The organism is Vibrio sp. DNB22_10_4 (assembly GCF_052879755.1).
This window is the reverse complement of record NZ_JBNNXW010000002.1, coordinates 18,216-34,651: the sequence shown is the minus strand read 5'-3', so window position 1 is coordinate 34,651 and position 16,436 is coordinate 18,216. Positions and strand designations below refer to the sequence as shown.

Sequence of the window (16,436 nt, the reverse complement as noted above, 5' to 3'; positions counted from 1 at the left end):
CAATCTGACGTTAATTACTTACTTATCAAGTAAATAGAAAAATAGTTAACATATCAGACGCAGATTGTACTGGCTTATGGATGAGGTTATGCAATCAGCAATAACCGGCAAAAAGTCTACGCTTTTTGCCGTTTTTGTATCTAGCGTATTTCTATTTGGCTGCTCTTCAGCACCAAAAGACAATCAAGTTCCTTCTACTCAGGAAGCAACGGCTACTCCTATCGTGTCTCAATCTACTGACGCATCGGTAGAGAATACTAATGTGCCAAAAGACGCAGTGAATGAATACAGTGTTGAGGCTTCCCAAAGTAGCGTCGACCTTAATAGCGACACGTCAGTAGGCACCGATGTTTATGACCCGTTTGAAGGTTTCAACCGAGTGATGTTTACCTTCAACTATGACTATCTAGACCCGTACTTCGTCAGACCCGTATCACTTGCTTACGTGAATTACACGCCTGTTCCTGTACGTTCAGGTGTGAGTAACTTCCTTGCCAACTTAGATGAACCATTTAGTGTTGTGAACAATGCGGTGATGGGCAATGGCTCAAAAGCATTCGATCATTTCAACCGTTTTTGGATTAACAGTACGCTTGGTTTGTTAGGCTTTATTGATATCGCTTCGGCTGCAGGTATAGAAAAACACGACAAGAAAGAGTTTGGTGATGCCATTGGTCACTACGGTGTAGGCACCGGTCCTTACTTCATGGTACCCGGTTATGGGCCGATTACCTTGCGTGAGGGTGCTGACGTAGTTGATGGTCTTTACCCACCTATTTCATTCCTCAATTTCTGGGCAAGCCTTGGCAAATGGGCGTTAGAAGGTATGGAGAAACGTGCGCTCGTTGTGTCTCAAGAGGCAACGTTGGAACGCTCACCGGATCCATATGCACTGACTCGTGATATCTATATTCAGCGCCAGAACTACAATGCTGAAGTCGTGAGTGATGAGGTCGATGAAGAGCAAGAAGCGTATATCGATGACTACTTGGATAGCTTTGATGAGTAGCTTTGACGACTAGTTTTTAGCAAATAGAGATAAAAAAACGTCACTCAATTGAGTGACGTTTTTCTTAGGATGATTGTTGGAACCTAGAAGCGGTAGTTCGCTTGAATACCCGCAATCCAAACATCACCTGAGATTTCACCTTCAAACGTGCCAAACACGGCCGCGCTTTCATCAAGCTTATCACGTGGTTCAACAATAGACGCGTCGCGAGCCATGATGTAGGTCAGACCGCCATCCAAAGTAAATTGCTTAGTAAAGGCGTAGCTAACACCTGCACTAAGCCAAGTACGGTCAGTCTCTGGAATCGTTGTAGTACGGTATTTGTCGTCAACCGCAGACATGTCGTAGGCGACACCACCACGCAGCGCAAGTTTGCTGTTCAACTGATAGGTTGTACCCAATGCAAAGCGGTAGCTGTCTTTCCAGTTTTCGTTCTTGATTGGAGAAGTGACGCCATCAACAAACTCAGCTTCTAGTTTTTCAAAGCTGCTCCACTGGGTCCAGTTAATGCTTGCGTGCATCGCCCATTGGTCTGTTAGTTGGTGGAAAGAGGCAATTTCTGCGGTTGCAGGTAGTGCTACGCTAAGCTTGCCGTCGCGACGACCTTGAAAGTGGAAGACTTCGCCTTCGCCGTATCCGTCAAAATCCATCATGACTTCTGATTTGTAGGCAAAACCGAGGCGATGGTTATCGTTGATTTGCCATGCGGCACCAAGAACATAGCCCCATGAGCTGTCAGTGCCTTCGACATATTTAAGGTATGAGCCTTTTTGAATCGCTGTAGTTTCTGATGTAGGAAGTGTGAAAGGTGCCGTTGCGCCAATCTTACCTTCACCAGTTACAAAACGAATACCACCACCAACACTGAATGCATCATTTATCTGGTAACCAAGGTTTGCCACGGCTTCAACGGTCATGATCTTCGCTTCATTACCATATTGAGTTGCTTTGAACTCGCTGTCTAACTCGGTCTCCATGCCATAGTTTGAGCTTAGAGCTAAACCTGCGAACCATTTGTCGTTAATTTGGTGGGAAATATAAAGGTTTGGTACTGGTGCACTGTGAGCAATATCTTTTGCTTCGGTGTATACAGGTTGGCCAAAAATCGTTGCTGTACCTTTAACATCAATATTAGGCTCAACGTACAACACACCGCCGGAAATTTGTGTACCTTCTAGGTAGGTAAGCATTGCAGGGTTACGCCACTGTGCACCGGCGTTATCCGCCATTGCGGCTTCACCAGCGTAAGCTCGGCCTAGGCCAGTAGCAGAGTACTCAGCAAGTTGAAAGCCTGCTGCAGACGCAGTCGTAGACGCTAGTGTTCCCAATACCACTGCAATAGCAAGGGGAGAGTATTTGGTATTTATCATTATTGTTCGCTCAAATTAATTGCGTTTAGAGCGCAGATTCTATTTTTAGAGTAATGACTTTAAAACTATTTTGTGGCTAAAAGTGCACATTCAAGATTATCTATCGGTGAGTTATATATATTAGGTGAATATTCTGGTTGTTATCGAGATGTTGTAAAGTTTGAGCGTACAGCTGTAAGGAGGGAAGGTGAGAGTAGGTACAGAAAAGCAAAAAGGGTCGAATTATCGACCCTTTTGAGGTATGACTAGCTAGCGCTTAAAAGCTGTAGCTGTATTGAATACCAGCTAGGATTGCGTTAGCTTTAGTTGTTGCAGTTAGCTGTGTAATACCAGGGACCTGAGTCTCTTGAACATTAACATCTTCACCCATTAGGTAAGTAAAACCAAAATCAACTACATGGTGCTTGTTGAAGTTGTAACCAACACCTGCAGAGAACCAATTACGGTTTGAATCAGGAACCGAAATAGAGGTTAGCTTGTCTTGTGCTGCCGTATCGTGCATGTAACCAGCACGTAATGTCCAAGCGTCGTTTAGGTAATATGTACCACCAATCGCTACGTGGTAACCATCTTTCCACTCGTAGTCTTTGATTGTTGTACCACCAGTGGTTTCTACTTTGTCGAATACACTCCAGCCAATCCACTGTAGGCTATAGTGAACTGCAAACTTAGTGTCTGAGATCTTATGGTAACCAGAGAATTCCGCCATACTTGGTAGAGGAAGCTTCAGTTTTTCACCAGTATCAACGCCACCTAATTTGAGTGTACCACCAGCTTCGATTTCTGGACTGTAGTGATAAGCAAAGCCAAAGCGGTTATTCTCGTCTAGCTCATAGACAGTACCCAAGTTGAAACCAATACCTGTGCCTGATACATCAATATCAACAGCATTAACTTGATTCGCGTAAAAATCACGCTTTAACTCGCCTGAACCACTGACAATGTCAATACCACCACCAATGCTCCATTGGTCGTTAAGTCGATAAGCTGCGTTTAGGGTGTAGTTCACACTAGCAATTTTAGTAGTACCGCCAAAAACAGACGCATCTGGATAAGGAGTATCTGGGATACCGTCACCATCAGAGTCAATAGCACCACCGGTACCTGCACCAAAGTTTGAGTCAAACTCGTTGTTTGTACCAAAGTTTGAATAGATGCCTGCACCTAGAGCCAAACGGTCATTTACCTTATGGATATAGTAAATATTAGGAACTGGAGTACCACTAGAGTTGTTGGTGCTACCTAAATTTTGAGTTGGTAGTACGCCAGGAATTGGGCTGTAGTTTACATCTTTAACATCAATACTTGTCTTAATGTAGTTCACACCACCAGAAAACTGGTGAGAATCAAACAAAGTCATAGCCGCAGCATTACGTGACATTACCGACGCGTTGTCGGCAATAACAGCATCACCTGCAAACGCACGGCCTAGACCGGTTGCAGATTGAGAGTTGAGCTGGAAACCAGCGGCTGCTGCTTGTTGGGAGGCGAAAGTGAGTGACGAGACTGCCACTGCTAATAGTGTTTTTTTATACAGACGCGAAGTAGTCATTTAGTATACATCCTTTTTTGTAATCGCCTCTTATGGGCGTTAGTGTAAATTGAGTTAAAACTCAATTCGGGGCTGATCCTAATCGCTAGTATAGACATTAGAAATCTGACCAGTAATAAAAATGACGTAAAAAGTATATAAATGACGACTAACTGGCAGTAAATGCATCGAATATGCGGATTATTAGAGTTGGTGCTCTAAATTTGAGTGAGGGTACAAAAAAAGCTTACCCGAAAAGGATAAGCCTTATTAAGTCAACATTTCTACGCAGGATTCATGACTTTTTTGATTGTTTCGCCGATTTTCGCTAGATCTTCGCCTTCTTCACCAACGAGGACAAAGCTACTGTCGCCCATTGGCTTAACCATGCCTGCCATGCCATCTTTATCGAAGTTTTCCACTTGGTCAGTGGCAATACCTGTGAGAAACATAGTGACTTTGCCTTTCTCGCCTTCAAACACGATGTGCATTGCATTTGAATCACCAAAACCACAATGATTAATGTAAAACACATGATACGGAAAGCTTTGTCCCAACTGATAGGCAAACGGCAATAGCTTGGCGTTGATTTGCTCTTTTGAGGGATTTTCATCCAAAGAGTCAATAAAGCTTTTCTCAGCGTTGAAGTGCTCCATGGCCATTTCTGGCAGTGATGCTTGCGCGTCAGACACGACAACATTACCCCAGTTAATTTGACCAACAAGCAAACCAAACGCAAACATCACAGAAGCAGCCAATGATAGCGCTTTTTTGCTAAAGCTAACCTTAACGACATTATTTTCCGGTGGCTGGTTGAACAAAATTCGATCGGCAAGATCGTCAGGCACGTCAACTTTCATTGCCTGTTCGATACGCGCATCTAGGCCTAGAATGTCATCCAGGTATTTGGCGTTAGCCTCACTGTTTTTGGTCGCCTCCAACAGCTCCGGATCTCTTGCCTTAGGATCGGACATAACGCGACGACGGAATTCTAACTCATCCATTTTGTTGCCCCCTATGTGCATCCTCAGACTCAAGCATCTCTTTAAGCTGGTTCCGAGCTCTAAATAATCGAGTCATAACGGTATTCTTGTTTAAGTCGAGTATGTTGCCAATCTCCTCACCACTAAAGCCACCGACGACTTGCAGAAAGAGAGGTTCGCGATACTCGACGTCGAGTTTCATTATCTGTGCTTGAAGCCACTCCTGTTGGTGGTGAGGATCATCAGAAACTTTGGCATCATTTCCGTAGTCATCAATATCCACAAGGTCGAACTGTTTACGCTCAAAACGTCTTGCGTTTTCTCTACGTAGAATTGTGATTAGCCACGATTTTGCTGCCTTTTCATCTTGCAAGCTGTCTAACGACTTCCAAGCTCGAAGGCAAGTTTCCTGAACCAAATCCTCCGCGATAGGCTTGTCTTTGCATAGCCAATACGCGTATCGGAAAAGGTCGCGATGATAAGCACGCACCAGTGCTTCGTATTTTCTTTGTCTGTCCATATCCGAGTTGACCGGACGTTTGGAGAATTTATTTCCAAAATTTTTAATTAATGACACAGGAGCCCCCATTTTCGCTCTGTGAACCGTGTTTTTTGTTCTGCAGTGTCAGTAAAGTCACACAAAATTGATCTAGTTCAAAATTCCGACCTGTGGAGCAGTTATAGTGAACCTGTCATCTCGTTGGTCTTTCGGGACTAACATGTTGAGCAAGATGACACTTCCTTTTGAAGGCTGACTTTACTTTCTCCTAATCAGGAAACTGATTATTTTCAATTGGCGCAAGTTAATTGCTTTAGAGATTCCAACCACACAAATTATCTGTGTGGTTTTTTTTTGCCTGAAATCCTGCCGATATCTTCTTGTTTTCCCACACCATATTGTTGCCGACTTAACGCATTTCTCATATTCCATTTTGGTCGACCCTATCACGTTATTCAATAAAACCAGTGATATTTGTCAAACGGTTGTTTTAAATCCTTAACAATCTCGTTACAATGCGTGTGGTCAGACCTCTTTAGGAAGGAGAAACTATGAGCAGTAAGGACGTGGGGAAAATCGATCTCACCACTAGAAACGGTGAGCGAATTGCTGTTGTGGCGGGGCTTCGTACCCCTTTTGCCCGCCAAAGTACCGAATTTAGTCAAGTACCAGCGGTGGACTTAGGAAAAATGGTCGTAGCCGAAATGATGGCTCGCACCAATATTGATCCTAAGTTGATCGACCAAGTGGTGTTTGGTCAAGTAGTGCAAATGCCAGAAGCGCCAAATATTGCTCGTGAAATTGTACTGGGCACTGGAATGGACATTAATACTGATGCCTACAGTGTAACTCGCGCTTGTGCGACGAGCTTCCAAGCCGCTGCCAACGTTTGTGAAAGTATCATGGCAGGGACGATAGACGCCGGTATCGCTGGTGGAGCAGACTCATCTTCCGTGCTACCAATTGGCGTATCCAAGAAACTTGCTGCCAACCTATTAGCTCTGAGTAAAACAAAAACGGTCGGTCAAAAACTCAATATTCTTAAAAAACTATCGTTTAAAGATTTGATGCCAGTGCCACCTGCCGTCGCAGAGTATTCAACAGGCCTTTCTATGGGGCAAACCGCCGAGCAAATGGCTAAGTCGCATGGTATTACTCGCTTAGAACAAGACGGGCTTGCTCACCGCTCTCACACTCTCGCCTCTCAGGCATGGAAAGAAGGTAAAGTGCGCGACGAAGTCATGTCGGCGTTTCCAGAGCCTTATAAGAAGAGCTTGGATGAAGACAACAACATCCGCCACGACTCTGAACTTTCTAGCTACAGCAAACTGCGTCCAGCATTTGATAGACAATATGGCAGCGTTACAGCAGCAAACAGTACGCCGCTAACGGATGGCGCAGCCGCGATTATGTTGATGCGTGAAGGGCGAGCGAAAGAGCTTGGGCTTGAAATCAAAGGCTATATCCGTTCTTACGCCTTCTCAGCAATTGGTGTGCGTGAAGATATGTTGATGGGGCCTTCCTATGCCACACCGATGGCGCTAGATCGCGCGGGTATCTCTTTGTCCGACCTAACGCTGATTGATATGCACGAAGCCTTTGCGGCGCAAGCGCTCTCTAATGTGAAGATGTTTGCCAGCGAGAAGTTCGCTCAAGAAAAATTGGGTCGCTCTCAAGCGATCGGTGAAATTGACATGGATAAGTTCAACGTTCTTGGTGGCTCCCTTGCTTACGGTCACCCGTTCGCTGCCACTGGTGCGCGAATGATTACGCAAACCTTGAATGAACTGAAGCGACGCGGGGGAGGGCTTGCTCTTAATACTGCGTGTGCAGCAGGTGGCTTGGGTGCAGCAATGGTTCTGGAGGTAGAATAATGAGTGAACAAAAAGCCTTTCATCTTTCAGTAGATGAGCAGAACATCGCATGGCTTGGCATCGATGTGCCAGGCGAAAAAATGAATACGTTACAAGCTGCGTTTGCGGAAGAGATGGCGCAGCTGTTTGAAGAGTTAGAGCAGAAAAAATCTGAGTTAAAAGGACTGATAGTCCACTCGCTTAAACCGGATAACTTCATCGCTGGTGCCGACGTAAGAATGCTTGATGCTTGTACTTCAGCTGAAGAAGCTCAGTCTTTAGCAGCTAAAGGACAAGAGATGTTCCAGCAGCTTTCAGATTTGCCCTTCCCAGTTGTTTCGGCGATACACGGACCTTGTCTAGGTGGTGGGCTTGAGCTGGCGCTGGCGTGTGACTACCGAGTCTGTAGTGATGCTGGTATTACTAAGCTCGGCTTACCAGAAGTGCAGCTTGGATTATTGCCTGGATCTGGCGGTACTCAGCGATTGCCACGTTTGATTGGTTTGCTGCCATCATTAGATCTCATCTTAACGGGTAAACAGCTTCGCGCTAAAAAAGCCAAAAAGCTTGGCGTGGTTGATGCGAGTGTACCGAAGACTATTCTGCTAGATGTGGCTAAACAGTTTTTGGAAAAAGGCAAAAAACGCAAAGCCAAGAAACTGAGCAAGAAAGAAGTGTTAATGGCGGGTACTGGCCTTGGCCGCAAGGTGATTTTTGATCAGGCAGCGAAAAAGACTAACGAAAAAACCCGCGGCAATTATCCAGCAGCAGACGCTATTTTGGATGTGATTCGTTATGGTCTCGAGAAAGGCATGAAGAAAGGGCTAGAAAACGAAGCTAAGCGTTTCGGTGAGCTCGTCATGACGTCTGAGTCAAAAGCGCTGCGTTCTATCTTCTTTGCAACCACTGAAATGAAGAAAGAATTTGGTAGTGATGCTAAGCCAAACACGGTAAATAACGCTGTAGTCCTTGGTGGCGGTTTAATGGGGGCGGGTATTACTCATGTCACAGTCAGCAAAGCTAAAGTGCCAGTGCGAATTAAAGATGTGTCTAATGATGGTATCGTCAACGCGCTGGGTTACAACTTCAAGCTATTAGAGAAAAAGCGCAAGCGCCGCATTATTTCTAAAGCAGATTTGCAAGCGCAAATGCTGCAAATGGCAGGTGGCACCGACTTTACCGGATTCGATAAAGCGGACGTAGTGGTTGAAGCCGTGTTTGAAGACTTAGGTCTAAAACAGCAAATGGTGAATGATGTGGAAACGCACGCGAAGCCAACCACTATTTTTGCGACTAACACGTCATCGATTCCAATCGCACAGATTGCAGAAAAAGCGGAGCGCCCTGAAAACGTGGTGGGTCTGCACTATTTCAGCCCTGCAGATAAAATGCCACTTGTGGAAGTCATTCCGCATGAAACGACGTCTGAAGAGACCATCGCTACTATGGTTCAGTTTGCAAGAAAGCAAGGTAAGACACCTATTGTGGTGAAAGACCAAGCGGGTTTCTATGTAAACCGTATTCTAGCGCCGTATATGAATGAGTCTGCGAATGTGCTGCTTGCGAACGAACCGATTGAGTCTTTGGATAGAGCATTGTTAGACTTCGGTTTCCCTGTTGGCCCGATCACCCTGCTTGATGAAGTTGGTGTGGATATTGGCGCTAAGATCATGCCGATTTTGGTTAATGAATTGGGTGAGCGATTCCAAGGCCCTGATGTCTTTGACAAGCTGCTTAACGATGGCCGAAAAGGACGTAAATCGGGCAAAGGTTTCTATACCTATAAAGGCAAGAAGAAGACCGTTGATAGCTCGGTGTATAGCGTGTTAGGTCTTAAGCCTGAAGCGACAATGTCAGAAAAAGATATCGCGATCCGCTGTGTGCTGCCAATGCTTAATGAGGCGGTACGCTGTTTAGATGAAGGTATTATTCGCAGCCCTCGTGACGGTGACATTGGTGCCATCTTCGGCATCGGTTTCCCGCCATTCTTGGGTGGCCCATTCCGTTACATGGACTCTTTGGGTATCAAAAAAGTCGTCGACTTAATGAATGAGCATGCTCAGAAATACGGTGACCGCTTTGCACCTTGTGATGGACTCGTGACGAGAGCAGGCCTAGAAGAGAACTTTTATAAGTAATCTAGAGAGCGTCACACAGAAAACTTAGGGTCTACAAACATTCACCCCCTCAACAGAGGGGGTGTTTTTTATCCTAAATCGGTGTCTTTTGGTCTTAATTGAAACTCTTCAATCGAGCCTATTTCAAGTCCTAACTCAAGTTTTTCGGCATCGACATGTGCTTTGCCTTGGCTATGCATAATCAAACGATTTGCAGTGCGCGGTTTCAGCTCATTGACAACGAAGCGAATCATATCGGCGCGTGTTAATGATTTGAGCTCTTCAAGCACTTTCTCTCGCTGACTAAAGCTGGTGTCTTTATTGCCTATGGCAATCCACAATCGCTGAGCGCGGCCGCGTAACGTGGTATCTGGAGTCGCAATCTGATTCCAGAGCCCTTTCTTGCTGCTGTGCCATTGATAGTCATTGAGCTCAAGCAGCACCATGTAGACCGCATTCAAAAACTCATCGATAGAGCGAATAAGATCGCTTGGTGCCGCATTTGGGGATTGTACATAAAGCACTATCCCTGGGTGGCGATTGAGAGGCATGTTACCGGTGCCGACCATATAACCGAGTTGTTGTTTAGTTCGGATTTCATGGAAGAAGGTCGCTGACATCAAATGATTGGCCAGAGAGTAGAGTGCGATGCTACGTGGATTGATATCTTCACATTGGTAATAGACCACAATCGCAGAGTCATCTTGATCGCAAAACACTTCTTTTTGGAAGCTGCCATTACGCCCAAGCATGACCAAAGGTCGCAAACTCTCTTCGTATTTTTGATTGTGGATACGAAGTGCATCTTTGAGCGTGGTGGCGATGTCGTATGCACCTTGCTTGTGCCAATCGCCATACACGAACATATCGATGTGCAGCTCAGATAATATCGCTTGTACAAAACTAGGTAGCTCATCGACCGTGATGGTTTCTAGTGCATCAAGTAACACAGAGTTTGGTGGATTATTTGGCTGTAAAATGCCCGTCATGGCATTGAATAGCTGTGAAATCGGGCGATCTTTCGCCGAGTTACGCCAACCTCTCATTAACTGCGCTTTTATGCTCTCAAAGCGTGCGGGATTAAACTCTCGTGATGCAAATCGCTGGAGTATCATCTCCAATAACTGAGGTTGCTTTTTGCTAAAACCAGAAATCGACAAGGTGACACCACCTTGGTGGGCGTACATATCGTAGCTCAGACCTGCGACTTCAGCGGGGTAGGTTTCCTCAGAGAGCGAGTCAAGGAACATTTCTACACACAGCCTTGTTTTGACTATGTTACGAGCAGAAGCGACCGAATGGGGGCTATCGATAGCGATAAACACCACTCCTTTCGGTACCTTAAATTGACTGTCCTGAAGGTGCCACAGGCGAAAGCCGTCTAAATCCTCAATAAGCTGAGGATGCGCCTCTTCGCTTTCAAGTGGATAGGTCGATAAGTCGTAGTTGATGAACGGGTTTTTCTCGGGCAGACAGAAGGGCTGCTCCGCTTCTTTTAGAGGCTGATTGAAAAACGCCAGTTCTTCTTCAGTGAATGCCATGACCGAGTATGGCGTAAAGTACCACTTCGCTTGCTTGTCGTAGTGTTGCTCTTTGGCAACCAGCGTTGCTTTGAGATTTCTGGTCGTTAAGAACTGGGCGTATTCAAGCAGCATAGCTTCGTCATAGCCCGCCATTTTGTAGTCGCCATAAATGACGTCCTCTGGTGGGTAGTGTTGCATGTTCATCACCAGATGACTGACCATGTCCATTTGTCTTGCAGGCTCTTGAAACTGGAACGCAGATTCCATGACGGCACGCTTTTCCAAGTAGCGCCATTCCTGCATGCCTTGAGTTTTAATCAGCTCTAGGTACTGGAACACCGCTTGAATCATCTCATTGACGTGCTCAAGCCCGGTTGGTGTCAGTGTCATACTGACACTAAACTCGCGGTAGTTACTACCAGATGCGCCACCACCGGCAGACAGAGACGTGATCCAGCCAAGTTCTTTAAGATGCAGCATTAAGCTGCCTTTGCCTTCATAGCCCAGCAAGTTGGCAAAATAAGACAAAGGTTTTTGGTGATAATGTTGCTGAGTCGCAGGAAACGGAAACGCAAGGATTAACTTACGAAGCTCTTTGATGGGTTCAACGCGCACCATGACTTGAGTATTGTCTTCGGTGGCGAAAGGTACGTCTATGGACTTGCTGATGCGTTGATTATTGACGATGTCCGCAAACTTGTCTGTTGCCCACTGTTCTAATTCATCCAGCTCATGAGGGCCAATCATGGCTAACGTCATGATGTCAGCAGAATATTGCTGCTGGTGGAAGCGAAGGATCTCGCCGCGAATGCTTTCACCATTGCGATCGCTAAGCGTTTCAATATTGCCGACAGAAAATTTGGCGAAAGGGTGCGCTTGGTTAATAGTCTCTTTTTGTACTTGGTATAACCTGCGTCCGTCTTCATTAAGTTTAAGCTTGTATTCGGAATCGACGGCTTGACGCTCTTTATCTAGCGCTTCTTCGTTGAAAAGCGGGGCAGTGAAAAACTGACTGAAGCGATCGAGGCCTTTCTCAAACGCATTTGGATAGACGTCAAAGAAGTAACACGTATGCTCGGTGCCAGTCCAAGCATTGTTGCTGCCACCGTGTTGACTGATAAAGGATTGAAACTCTCCGACTTTAGGGTACTTTTCCGTGCCCAAGAACAGCATGTGTTCGAGGTAGTGAGCAAGACCCTCTCTGTCGTCTGGATCGTCAAAATGGCCGACGTTCACTGCAAGCGCAGCGGCGGACTTTTGGGCGTGCTCGTCTTTGACGAGCAGGACGCGTAACTCATTACTTAGAGTGAGGTAGCGATATGAGCGATTATCATTTGGACTTATATGCACGTATCTTCTCCGGATTAAGCGGTGGCTTGGGACAGCTTAACCAAGCGTCTGGCGACAAAAGCGATGTCTCACAATTGGTACTAACAGGGATAACCAACAACTATTTACAATCTTTCATGGAGACAGACAAAAACTAACTTACAATCTTTTTAAGTATTAACCTTTAAATTGTTAAGAAAGTCGAAGCCTTTAGCAAGTGAATTGATATAATTAATTTTTTTAAATAAGTATATACCCTAGTTATCGGAATATGCAGGCAATTGCGAGAGATAGCGCAGGGTTTAAGCGCTAGAGATGATTGCTTTGTGCGACCATTGAATAGGCGGGTGTTAATATGAAAGTGTTTATTATGCGTCATGGCGAAGCCGTCCATTACGCACCAACGGATGAGCAGCGTGCCCTAACAGAGCATGGCAAAGACAACTCGATTGTCGTTGCCAGAGCGTGTAAGCAGCAAGGGTATGGTCGTTTTGATAAGGTACTTGTGAGCCCTTATCTAAGAGCGCAGCAAACGTGGGCTGCGATCAGCCAGGAATTCAGCAGTGATGACGTCGTCACCTCTGATGACATTACGCCTTACGGTCAGGCTGAGGATGTAGTGGAGTATGTCTCAGCGATTGCTGAGATTGAAAGTCTAGAGTCGATTTTACTCGTCTCACACTTACCATTGGTTGGTTATTTAACGGCAGAGTTTGTCGGCGACATCAGTGCACCAATGTTCCCAACTTCAGGGCTGGTGTGCATTGAATACGACGTTCAGAGAAGGCAGGGCGAAGTGCTTTGGCACATTCACCCCTAGTTAATAAGTGAAAAAGTGAAGAAAGGCTTACTTCTCTGGAATTGAGAGTAAAACCAACAGTGCGCCATCGCCGCCAAACTCAAGCGGCGCTTGGTGGAATGCCATCACATCTGGATGCTGAGCCAGCCAAAGTGGTGCTTTTTGTTTAAGAATGTGTTTACCAATGCCATGCATGACACAAGCACAGTGCACATTTTCTCTTATGCAATGGGCGATCATCGCGCCCAACTCTCGCTTGGCTTCTTGCTGAGTCATCCCATGCATGTCTAAGAACACATCCGGTACATACACTCCGCGTCGCAAGCGTTTCACCTCGTACGTGGACACATCATCACGGGCGTAACGAGTCGGACCATCATCGCTCAGATGCGGCTCAAATTCGTCAGAGAAATAAAACTCCGCGTCTTTGGCTTCGCGGTTGGTTCTTTTCTGCTCTTTTTGTTTCTTATTTCTGTTTGGCTGCTGGACTATGGTATCCTGTTGCAACTTTTTTACGCCTTGTACTGCGTCCTTAAATAGGGCGAAATCGTCATCAGCGTTGGTGTCTTTTTTGCTCATAGACTGGGACAACTCAATAAACATCTAAATTGACAGTATTGTAGCGCTTTTTGGAGGCAATTTTGGATAAGATTTTTGTGGAAGAAGCCGTTTCTGAGCTTCACACACTTCAAGACTTGATTCGTTGGACCGTAAGTCGATTCAATGCAGCAGGTTTATTTTACGGCCACGGCACCGACAATGCTTGGGATGAAGCGGTTCAGTTGATCCTGCCAACGCTGTACTTACCGATTGATGTGCCACCACATGTTCTAAATTCTCGCCTAACCAGCAGCGAGCGTCTGCGTGTTGTTGAGCGCGTTATCAAGCGTATTAACGACCGCACACCAACGGCTTACCTAACCAACAAAGCATGGTTCTGTGGCCTAGAGTTCTTTGTTGATGAGCGTGTTTTGGTGCCACGTTCGCCAATTGGTGAGCTGATTGAAGCTCAGTTCCAGCCTTGGCTTGCTGAAGAGCCAGTTCGCATTATGGATCTGTGTACTGGTAGTGGCTGTATTGCGATTGCCTGCGCGCACGCTTTCCCTGATGCCGAAGTGGATGCCATTGATATTTCAACAGACGCATTGGAAGTCGCTGAGCAGAACGTTCAAGACCACGGTCTAGAACAGCAAGTGTTCCCAATTCGTTCAGATCTTTTCCGCGATTTGCCAAAAGAAAAATACAACCTGATCGTCTCTAACCCACCTTATGTGGATGAAGAAGACATGAACTCACTTCCAGAAGAGTTTACCCATGAGCCAGAGCTTGGCCTAGCGGCAGGTACTGACGGCCTGAAATTGGTGCGCCGAATTCTATCAAATGCACCGGATTATCTGACTGACAACGGTATCCTTATCTGTGAAGTAGGTAATTCAATGGTTCATATGATGGAGCAGTACCCACATATTCCATTCACATGGATTGAGTTTGAAAACGGCGGCCACGGTGTATTCATGCTAACGCGTGATCAGATCCTTGAGCACGCAGCAGAGTTCTCGATCTACAAAGATTAATCGAGTACTGACTCTAAGATAAAGTAACGCTGCAATGAGAATTGCAGCGTTTTTTCGTTTGGGGGTTTACAACGTCAGCCTTTGTCGTCACTATGAATTCACGAAGAATAGACAGGCAAAGGACAAGCGTTAACAGTTAGCTTTGGTACCACGTATCCTTGGTATCACTTAGTATAAATTGCTGAGAGAGAGGCTGCGGACACTGCGCTTGTTCGGACAGACAGAGGAAGTAATGGCAGGAAATAGCATCGGACAACATTTTCGTGTAACCACATTTGGTGAGAGTCACGGCATCGCACTAGGTTGTGTGGTGGACGGTTGCCCTCCTGGATTGGAAATCACGGAAGCCGATCTGCAAGTTGACTTAGATCGTCGTCGTCCAGGGACATCAAAATACACCACTCAACGACGTGAACCTGATGAGGTAAAAATCCTTTCAGGTGTGTTTGAAGGAAAAACCACAGGCACGTCGATTGGTCTACTGATCGAAAACACCGATCAGCGCTCAAAAGATTACTCAGAAATCAAAGACAAGTTCCGACCAGGACACGCGGATTACACCTACCACCAAAAATACGGTATCCGCGATTACCGTGGTGGCGGCCGTTCGTCAGCTCGTGAAACGGCGATGCGCGTCGCGGCGGGTTCTATCGCGAAGAAATACCTTAAACAAGAGTTTGGTGTTGAAATTCGTGCTTACCTATCACAAATGGGCGATGTGTCTATTGATAAGGTAGATTGGAACGAAATCGAAAATAACCCGTTTTTCTGTCCAGATGTCGACAAAGTAGACGCTTTTGACCAGTTAATCCGCGATCTTAAAAAGCAAGGTGACTCAATTGGTGCCAAGCTACAAGTGGTTGCGACCAACGTACCTGTGGGTCTAGGCGAGCCAATTTTTGATCGCCTTGATGCGGATATCGCCCATGCTCTAATGAGCATCAACGCTGTGAAAGGTGTCGAGATTGGTGACGGCTTTGATGTAGTGAATCAAAAAGGCAGTGAGCACCGCGATCCACTGACGCCGGAAGGCTTTAGCAGCAACCATGCTGGTGGCATCCTAGGTGGTATCTCTACCGGTCAAGATATTGTTGCCAATATCGCACTGAAACCAACATCAAGCATTACAGTACCGGGTGAAACCATCACTAAAACCGGTGAGCCAACGCAATTGATCACCAAAGGTCGTCATGACCCATGTGTGGGTATTCGCGCTGTGCCAATCGCTGAAGCTATGTTGGCGATTGTGTTGCTTGATCACCTATTGCGTCATCGTGGTCAGAACCACGGCGTGCAAACAGAGACACCAGTGATTTAATCAGTTCAACATTATACCCAAGATATCGTCACTCCTGCGCAGGCAGGGGTCTTCTTACAGCGAGCACCAAGCCTTAAGTAGATTCCTGTCTACACAGGAATGACGGTGTTTTAGAGTTTGTCGTTCTCCCACATATCGTCACCTTCAAAGACCCAGTGTATTGTCACTCCTGCGCAGGCAGGGGTCTTCTTTAAGCGAGCACCAAGCCTCAAATAGATTCCTGTCTACACAGGAATGACGGTCTTGGTGGTGTTGGTGTCCTAAAATAGTCGTCACTCCACTAGCCGTGCTAATTAACAGCAGGGCTTTTTTGTCCCAAATCACGTCTTAAGCAATAAATATCCAAAAATCCATACGTTATGAAATTAGTCACAATATTTCTACGGGTATAGGTTCACACTAGTCACTCAGCCATCATGTGGGAGTGCATTGTTTGGACAGAAGGATCCGAAAAATGACTTGGAAGACGAGTAGGCGGGAAACCGCCGACTCAATGTAACAGTGCTTGTTTCCAATCATTTAAGGAGCGTC

Annotated in this window: 12 protein-coding genes; 6 read left to right on the top strand and 6 right to left on the bottom strand. The window is 45.9% G+C overall.

Annotated features, from left to right (window positions below; genetic code table 11):
• Positions 1-88: 88 nt before the first annotated feature.
• Positions 89-1,009 carry an MlaA family lipoprotein gene (locus tag ACVA6Q_RS08115; RefSeq protein WP_446647220.1) on the top strand — a complete coding sequence of 307 codons (921 nt, stop codon included), beginning with the start codon at positions 89-91 and terminating at the stop codon, positions 1,007-1,009.
• An 83-nt stretch (positions 1,010-1,092) separates the two neighbouring features.
• Here the strand turns inward: ACVA6Q_RS08115 and ACVA6Q_RS08110 are convergent, their stop codons facing one another.
• The 4 genes from ACVA6Q_RS08110 to ACVA6Q_RS08095 form a co-directional block, all read right to left on the bottom strand.
• Positions 1,093-2,376, bottom strand: coding sequence for an outer membrane protein transport protein (locus ACVA6Q_RS08110; protein WP_446647493.1), 1,284 nt, complete (start codon positions 2,374-2,376; stop codon positions 1,093-1,095).
• A 259-nt stretch (positions 2,377-2,635) separates the two neighbouring features.
• On the bottom strand, positions 2,636-3,931 hold the full coding sequence (locus ACVA6Q_RS08105) for an outer membrane protein transport protein (RefSeq protein ID WP_353496711.1): 1,296 nt from the start codon (positions 3,929-3,931) through the stop codon (positions 2,636-2,638).
• Between the two features lie 263 nt (positions 3,932-4,194).
• Positions 4,195-4,914, bottom strand: coding sequence for a DUF3379 family protein (locus tag ACVA6Q_RS08100; protein WP_446647219.1), 720 nt, complete (start codon positions 4,912-4,914; stop codon positions 4,195-4,197).
• Complete coding sequence (locus ACVA6Q_RS08095) at positions 4,907-5,482, bottom strand: sigma-70 family RNA polymerase sigma factor (protein WP_353496709.1); 576 nt, start codon at positions 5,480-5,482, stop codon at positions 4,907-4,909. Before ACVA6Q_RS08095 ends, ACVA6Q_RS08100 begins: the two co-directional genes overlap by 8 nt.
• Positions 5,483-5,943: 461 nt before the next feature.
• Between ACVA6Q_RS08095 and fadI the strand changes: the two genes are divergently transcribed.
• Together fadI and fadJ are read left to right on the top strand one after the other, a co-directional pair.
• Entirely contained in the window at positions 5,944-7,266 is a 1,323-nt protein-coding gene (gene fadI / locus ACVA6Q_RS08090; protein WP_446647218.1) for an acetyl-CoA C-acyltransferase FadI, read from the top strand.
• A complete protein-coding gene (fadJ, locus tag ACVA6Q_RS08085) occupies positions 7,266-9,383 on the top strand; it encodes a fatty acid oxidation complex subunit alpha FadJ (protein WP_353496708.1) in 2,118 nt (705 codons plus the stop codon). Before fadI ends, fadJ begins: the two co-directional genes overlap by 1 nt.
• Positions 9,384-9,451: 68 nt before the next feature.
• On the opposite strand, the gene ACVA6Q_RS08080 is transcribed toward fadJ, so the two are convergent.
• The gene (locus tag ACVA6Q_RS08080) at positions 9,452-12,235 is read right to left on the bottom strand and encodes an insulinase family protein (protein ID WP_446647217.1); all 2,784 of its coding nucleotides are present in this window, start codon (positions 12,233-12,235) and stop codon (positions 9,452-9,454) included.
• Between the two features lie 334 nt (positions 12,236-12,569).
• On the opposite strand from ACVA6Q_RS08080, the gene sixA reads away from it, so the two are divergent.
• Positions 12,570-13,034, top strand: a complete 465-nt coding sequence (gene sixA / locus ACVA6Q_RS08075; RefSeq protein ID WP_446647216.1) for a phosphohistidine phosphatase SixA — start codon at positions 12,570-12,572, stop codon at positions 13,032-13,034.
• A 27-nt stretch (positions 13,035-13,061) separates the two neighbouring features.
• Here sixA and smrB read toward each other — a convergent pair whose 3' ends face one another.
• The gene (gene smrB, locus ACVA6Q_RS08070) at positions 13,062-13,592 is read right to left on the bottom strand and encodes an endonuclease SmrB (protein ID WP_042502372.1); all 531 of its coding nucleotides are present in this window, start codon (positions 13,590-13,592) and stop codon (positions 13,062-13,064) included.
• Between the two features lie 62 nt (positions 13,593-13,654).
• Here smrB and prmB point away from each other — a divergent pair, with 62 nt between their 5' ends.
• Together prmB and aroC are read left to right on the top strand one after the other, a co-directional pair.
• Positions 13,655-14,587, top strand: coding sequence for a 50S ribosomal protein L3 N(5)-glutamine methyltransferase (gene prmB / locus ACVA6Q_RS08065; protein ID WP_446647215.1), 933 nt, complete (start codon positions 13,655-13,657; stop codon positions 14,585-14,587).
• A gap of 232 nt (positions 14,588-14,819) precedes the next feature.
• Positions 14,820-15,905, top strand: a complete 1,086-nt coding sequence (gene aroC, locus ACVA6Q_RS08060) for a chorismate synthase (RefSeq protein WP_112462197.1) — start codon at positions 14,820-14,822, stop codon at positions 15,903-15,905.
• The last annotated feature ends 531 nt before the right edge of the window (positions 15,906-16,436 follow it).

Bases quoted from the DNA above. Each gene is read 5' to 3' on its own strand.
- ACVA6Q_RS08115 (WP_446647220.1), top strand. From the start codon at position 89: ATGCAATCAGCAATAACCGGCAAAAAGTCTACGCTTTTTGCCGTTTTT.
- ACVA6Q_RS08105 (WP_353496711.1), bottom strand. From the start codon at position 3,931: ATGACTACTTCGCGTCTGTATAAAAAAACACTATTAGCAGTGGCAGTC.
- ACVA6Q_RS08100 (WP_446647219.1), bottom strand. From the start codon at position 4,914: ATGGATGAGTTAGAATTCCGTCGTCGCGTTATGTCCGATCCTAAGGCA.
- ACVA6Q_RS08095 (WP_353496709.1), bottom strand. From the start codon at position 5,482: ATGGGGGCTCCTGTGTCATTAATTAAAAATTTTGGAAATAAATTCTCC.
- fadI (WP_446647218.1), top strand. From the start codon at position 5,944: ATGAGCAGTAAGGACGTGGGGAAAATCGATCTCACCACTAGAAACGGT.
- fadJ (WP_353496708.1), top strand. From the start codon at position 7,266: ATGAGTGAACAAAAAGCCTTTCATCTTTCAGTAGATGAGCAGAACATC.
- sixA (WP_446647216.1), top strand. From the start codon at position 12,570: ATGAAAGTGTTTATTATGCGTCATGGCGAAGCCGTCCATTACGCACCA.
- smrB (WP_042502372.1), bottom strand. From the start codon at position 13,592: ATGAGCAAAAAAGACACCAACGCTGATGACGATTTCGCCCTATTTAAG.
- aroC (WP_112462197.1), top strand. From the start codon at position 14,820: ATGGCAGGAAATAGCATCGGACAACATTTTCGTGTAACCACATTTGGT.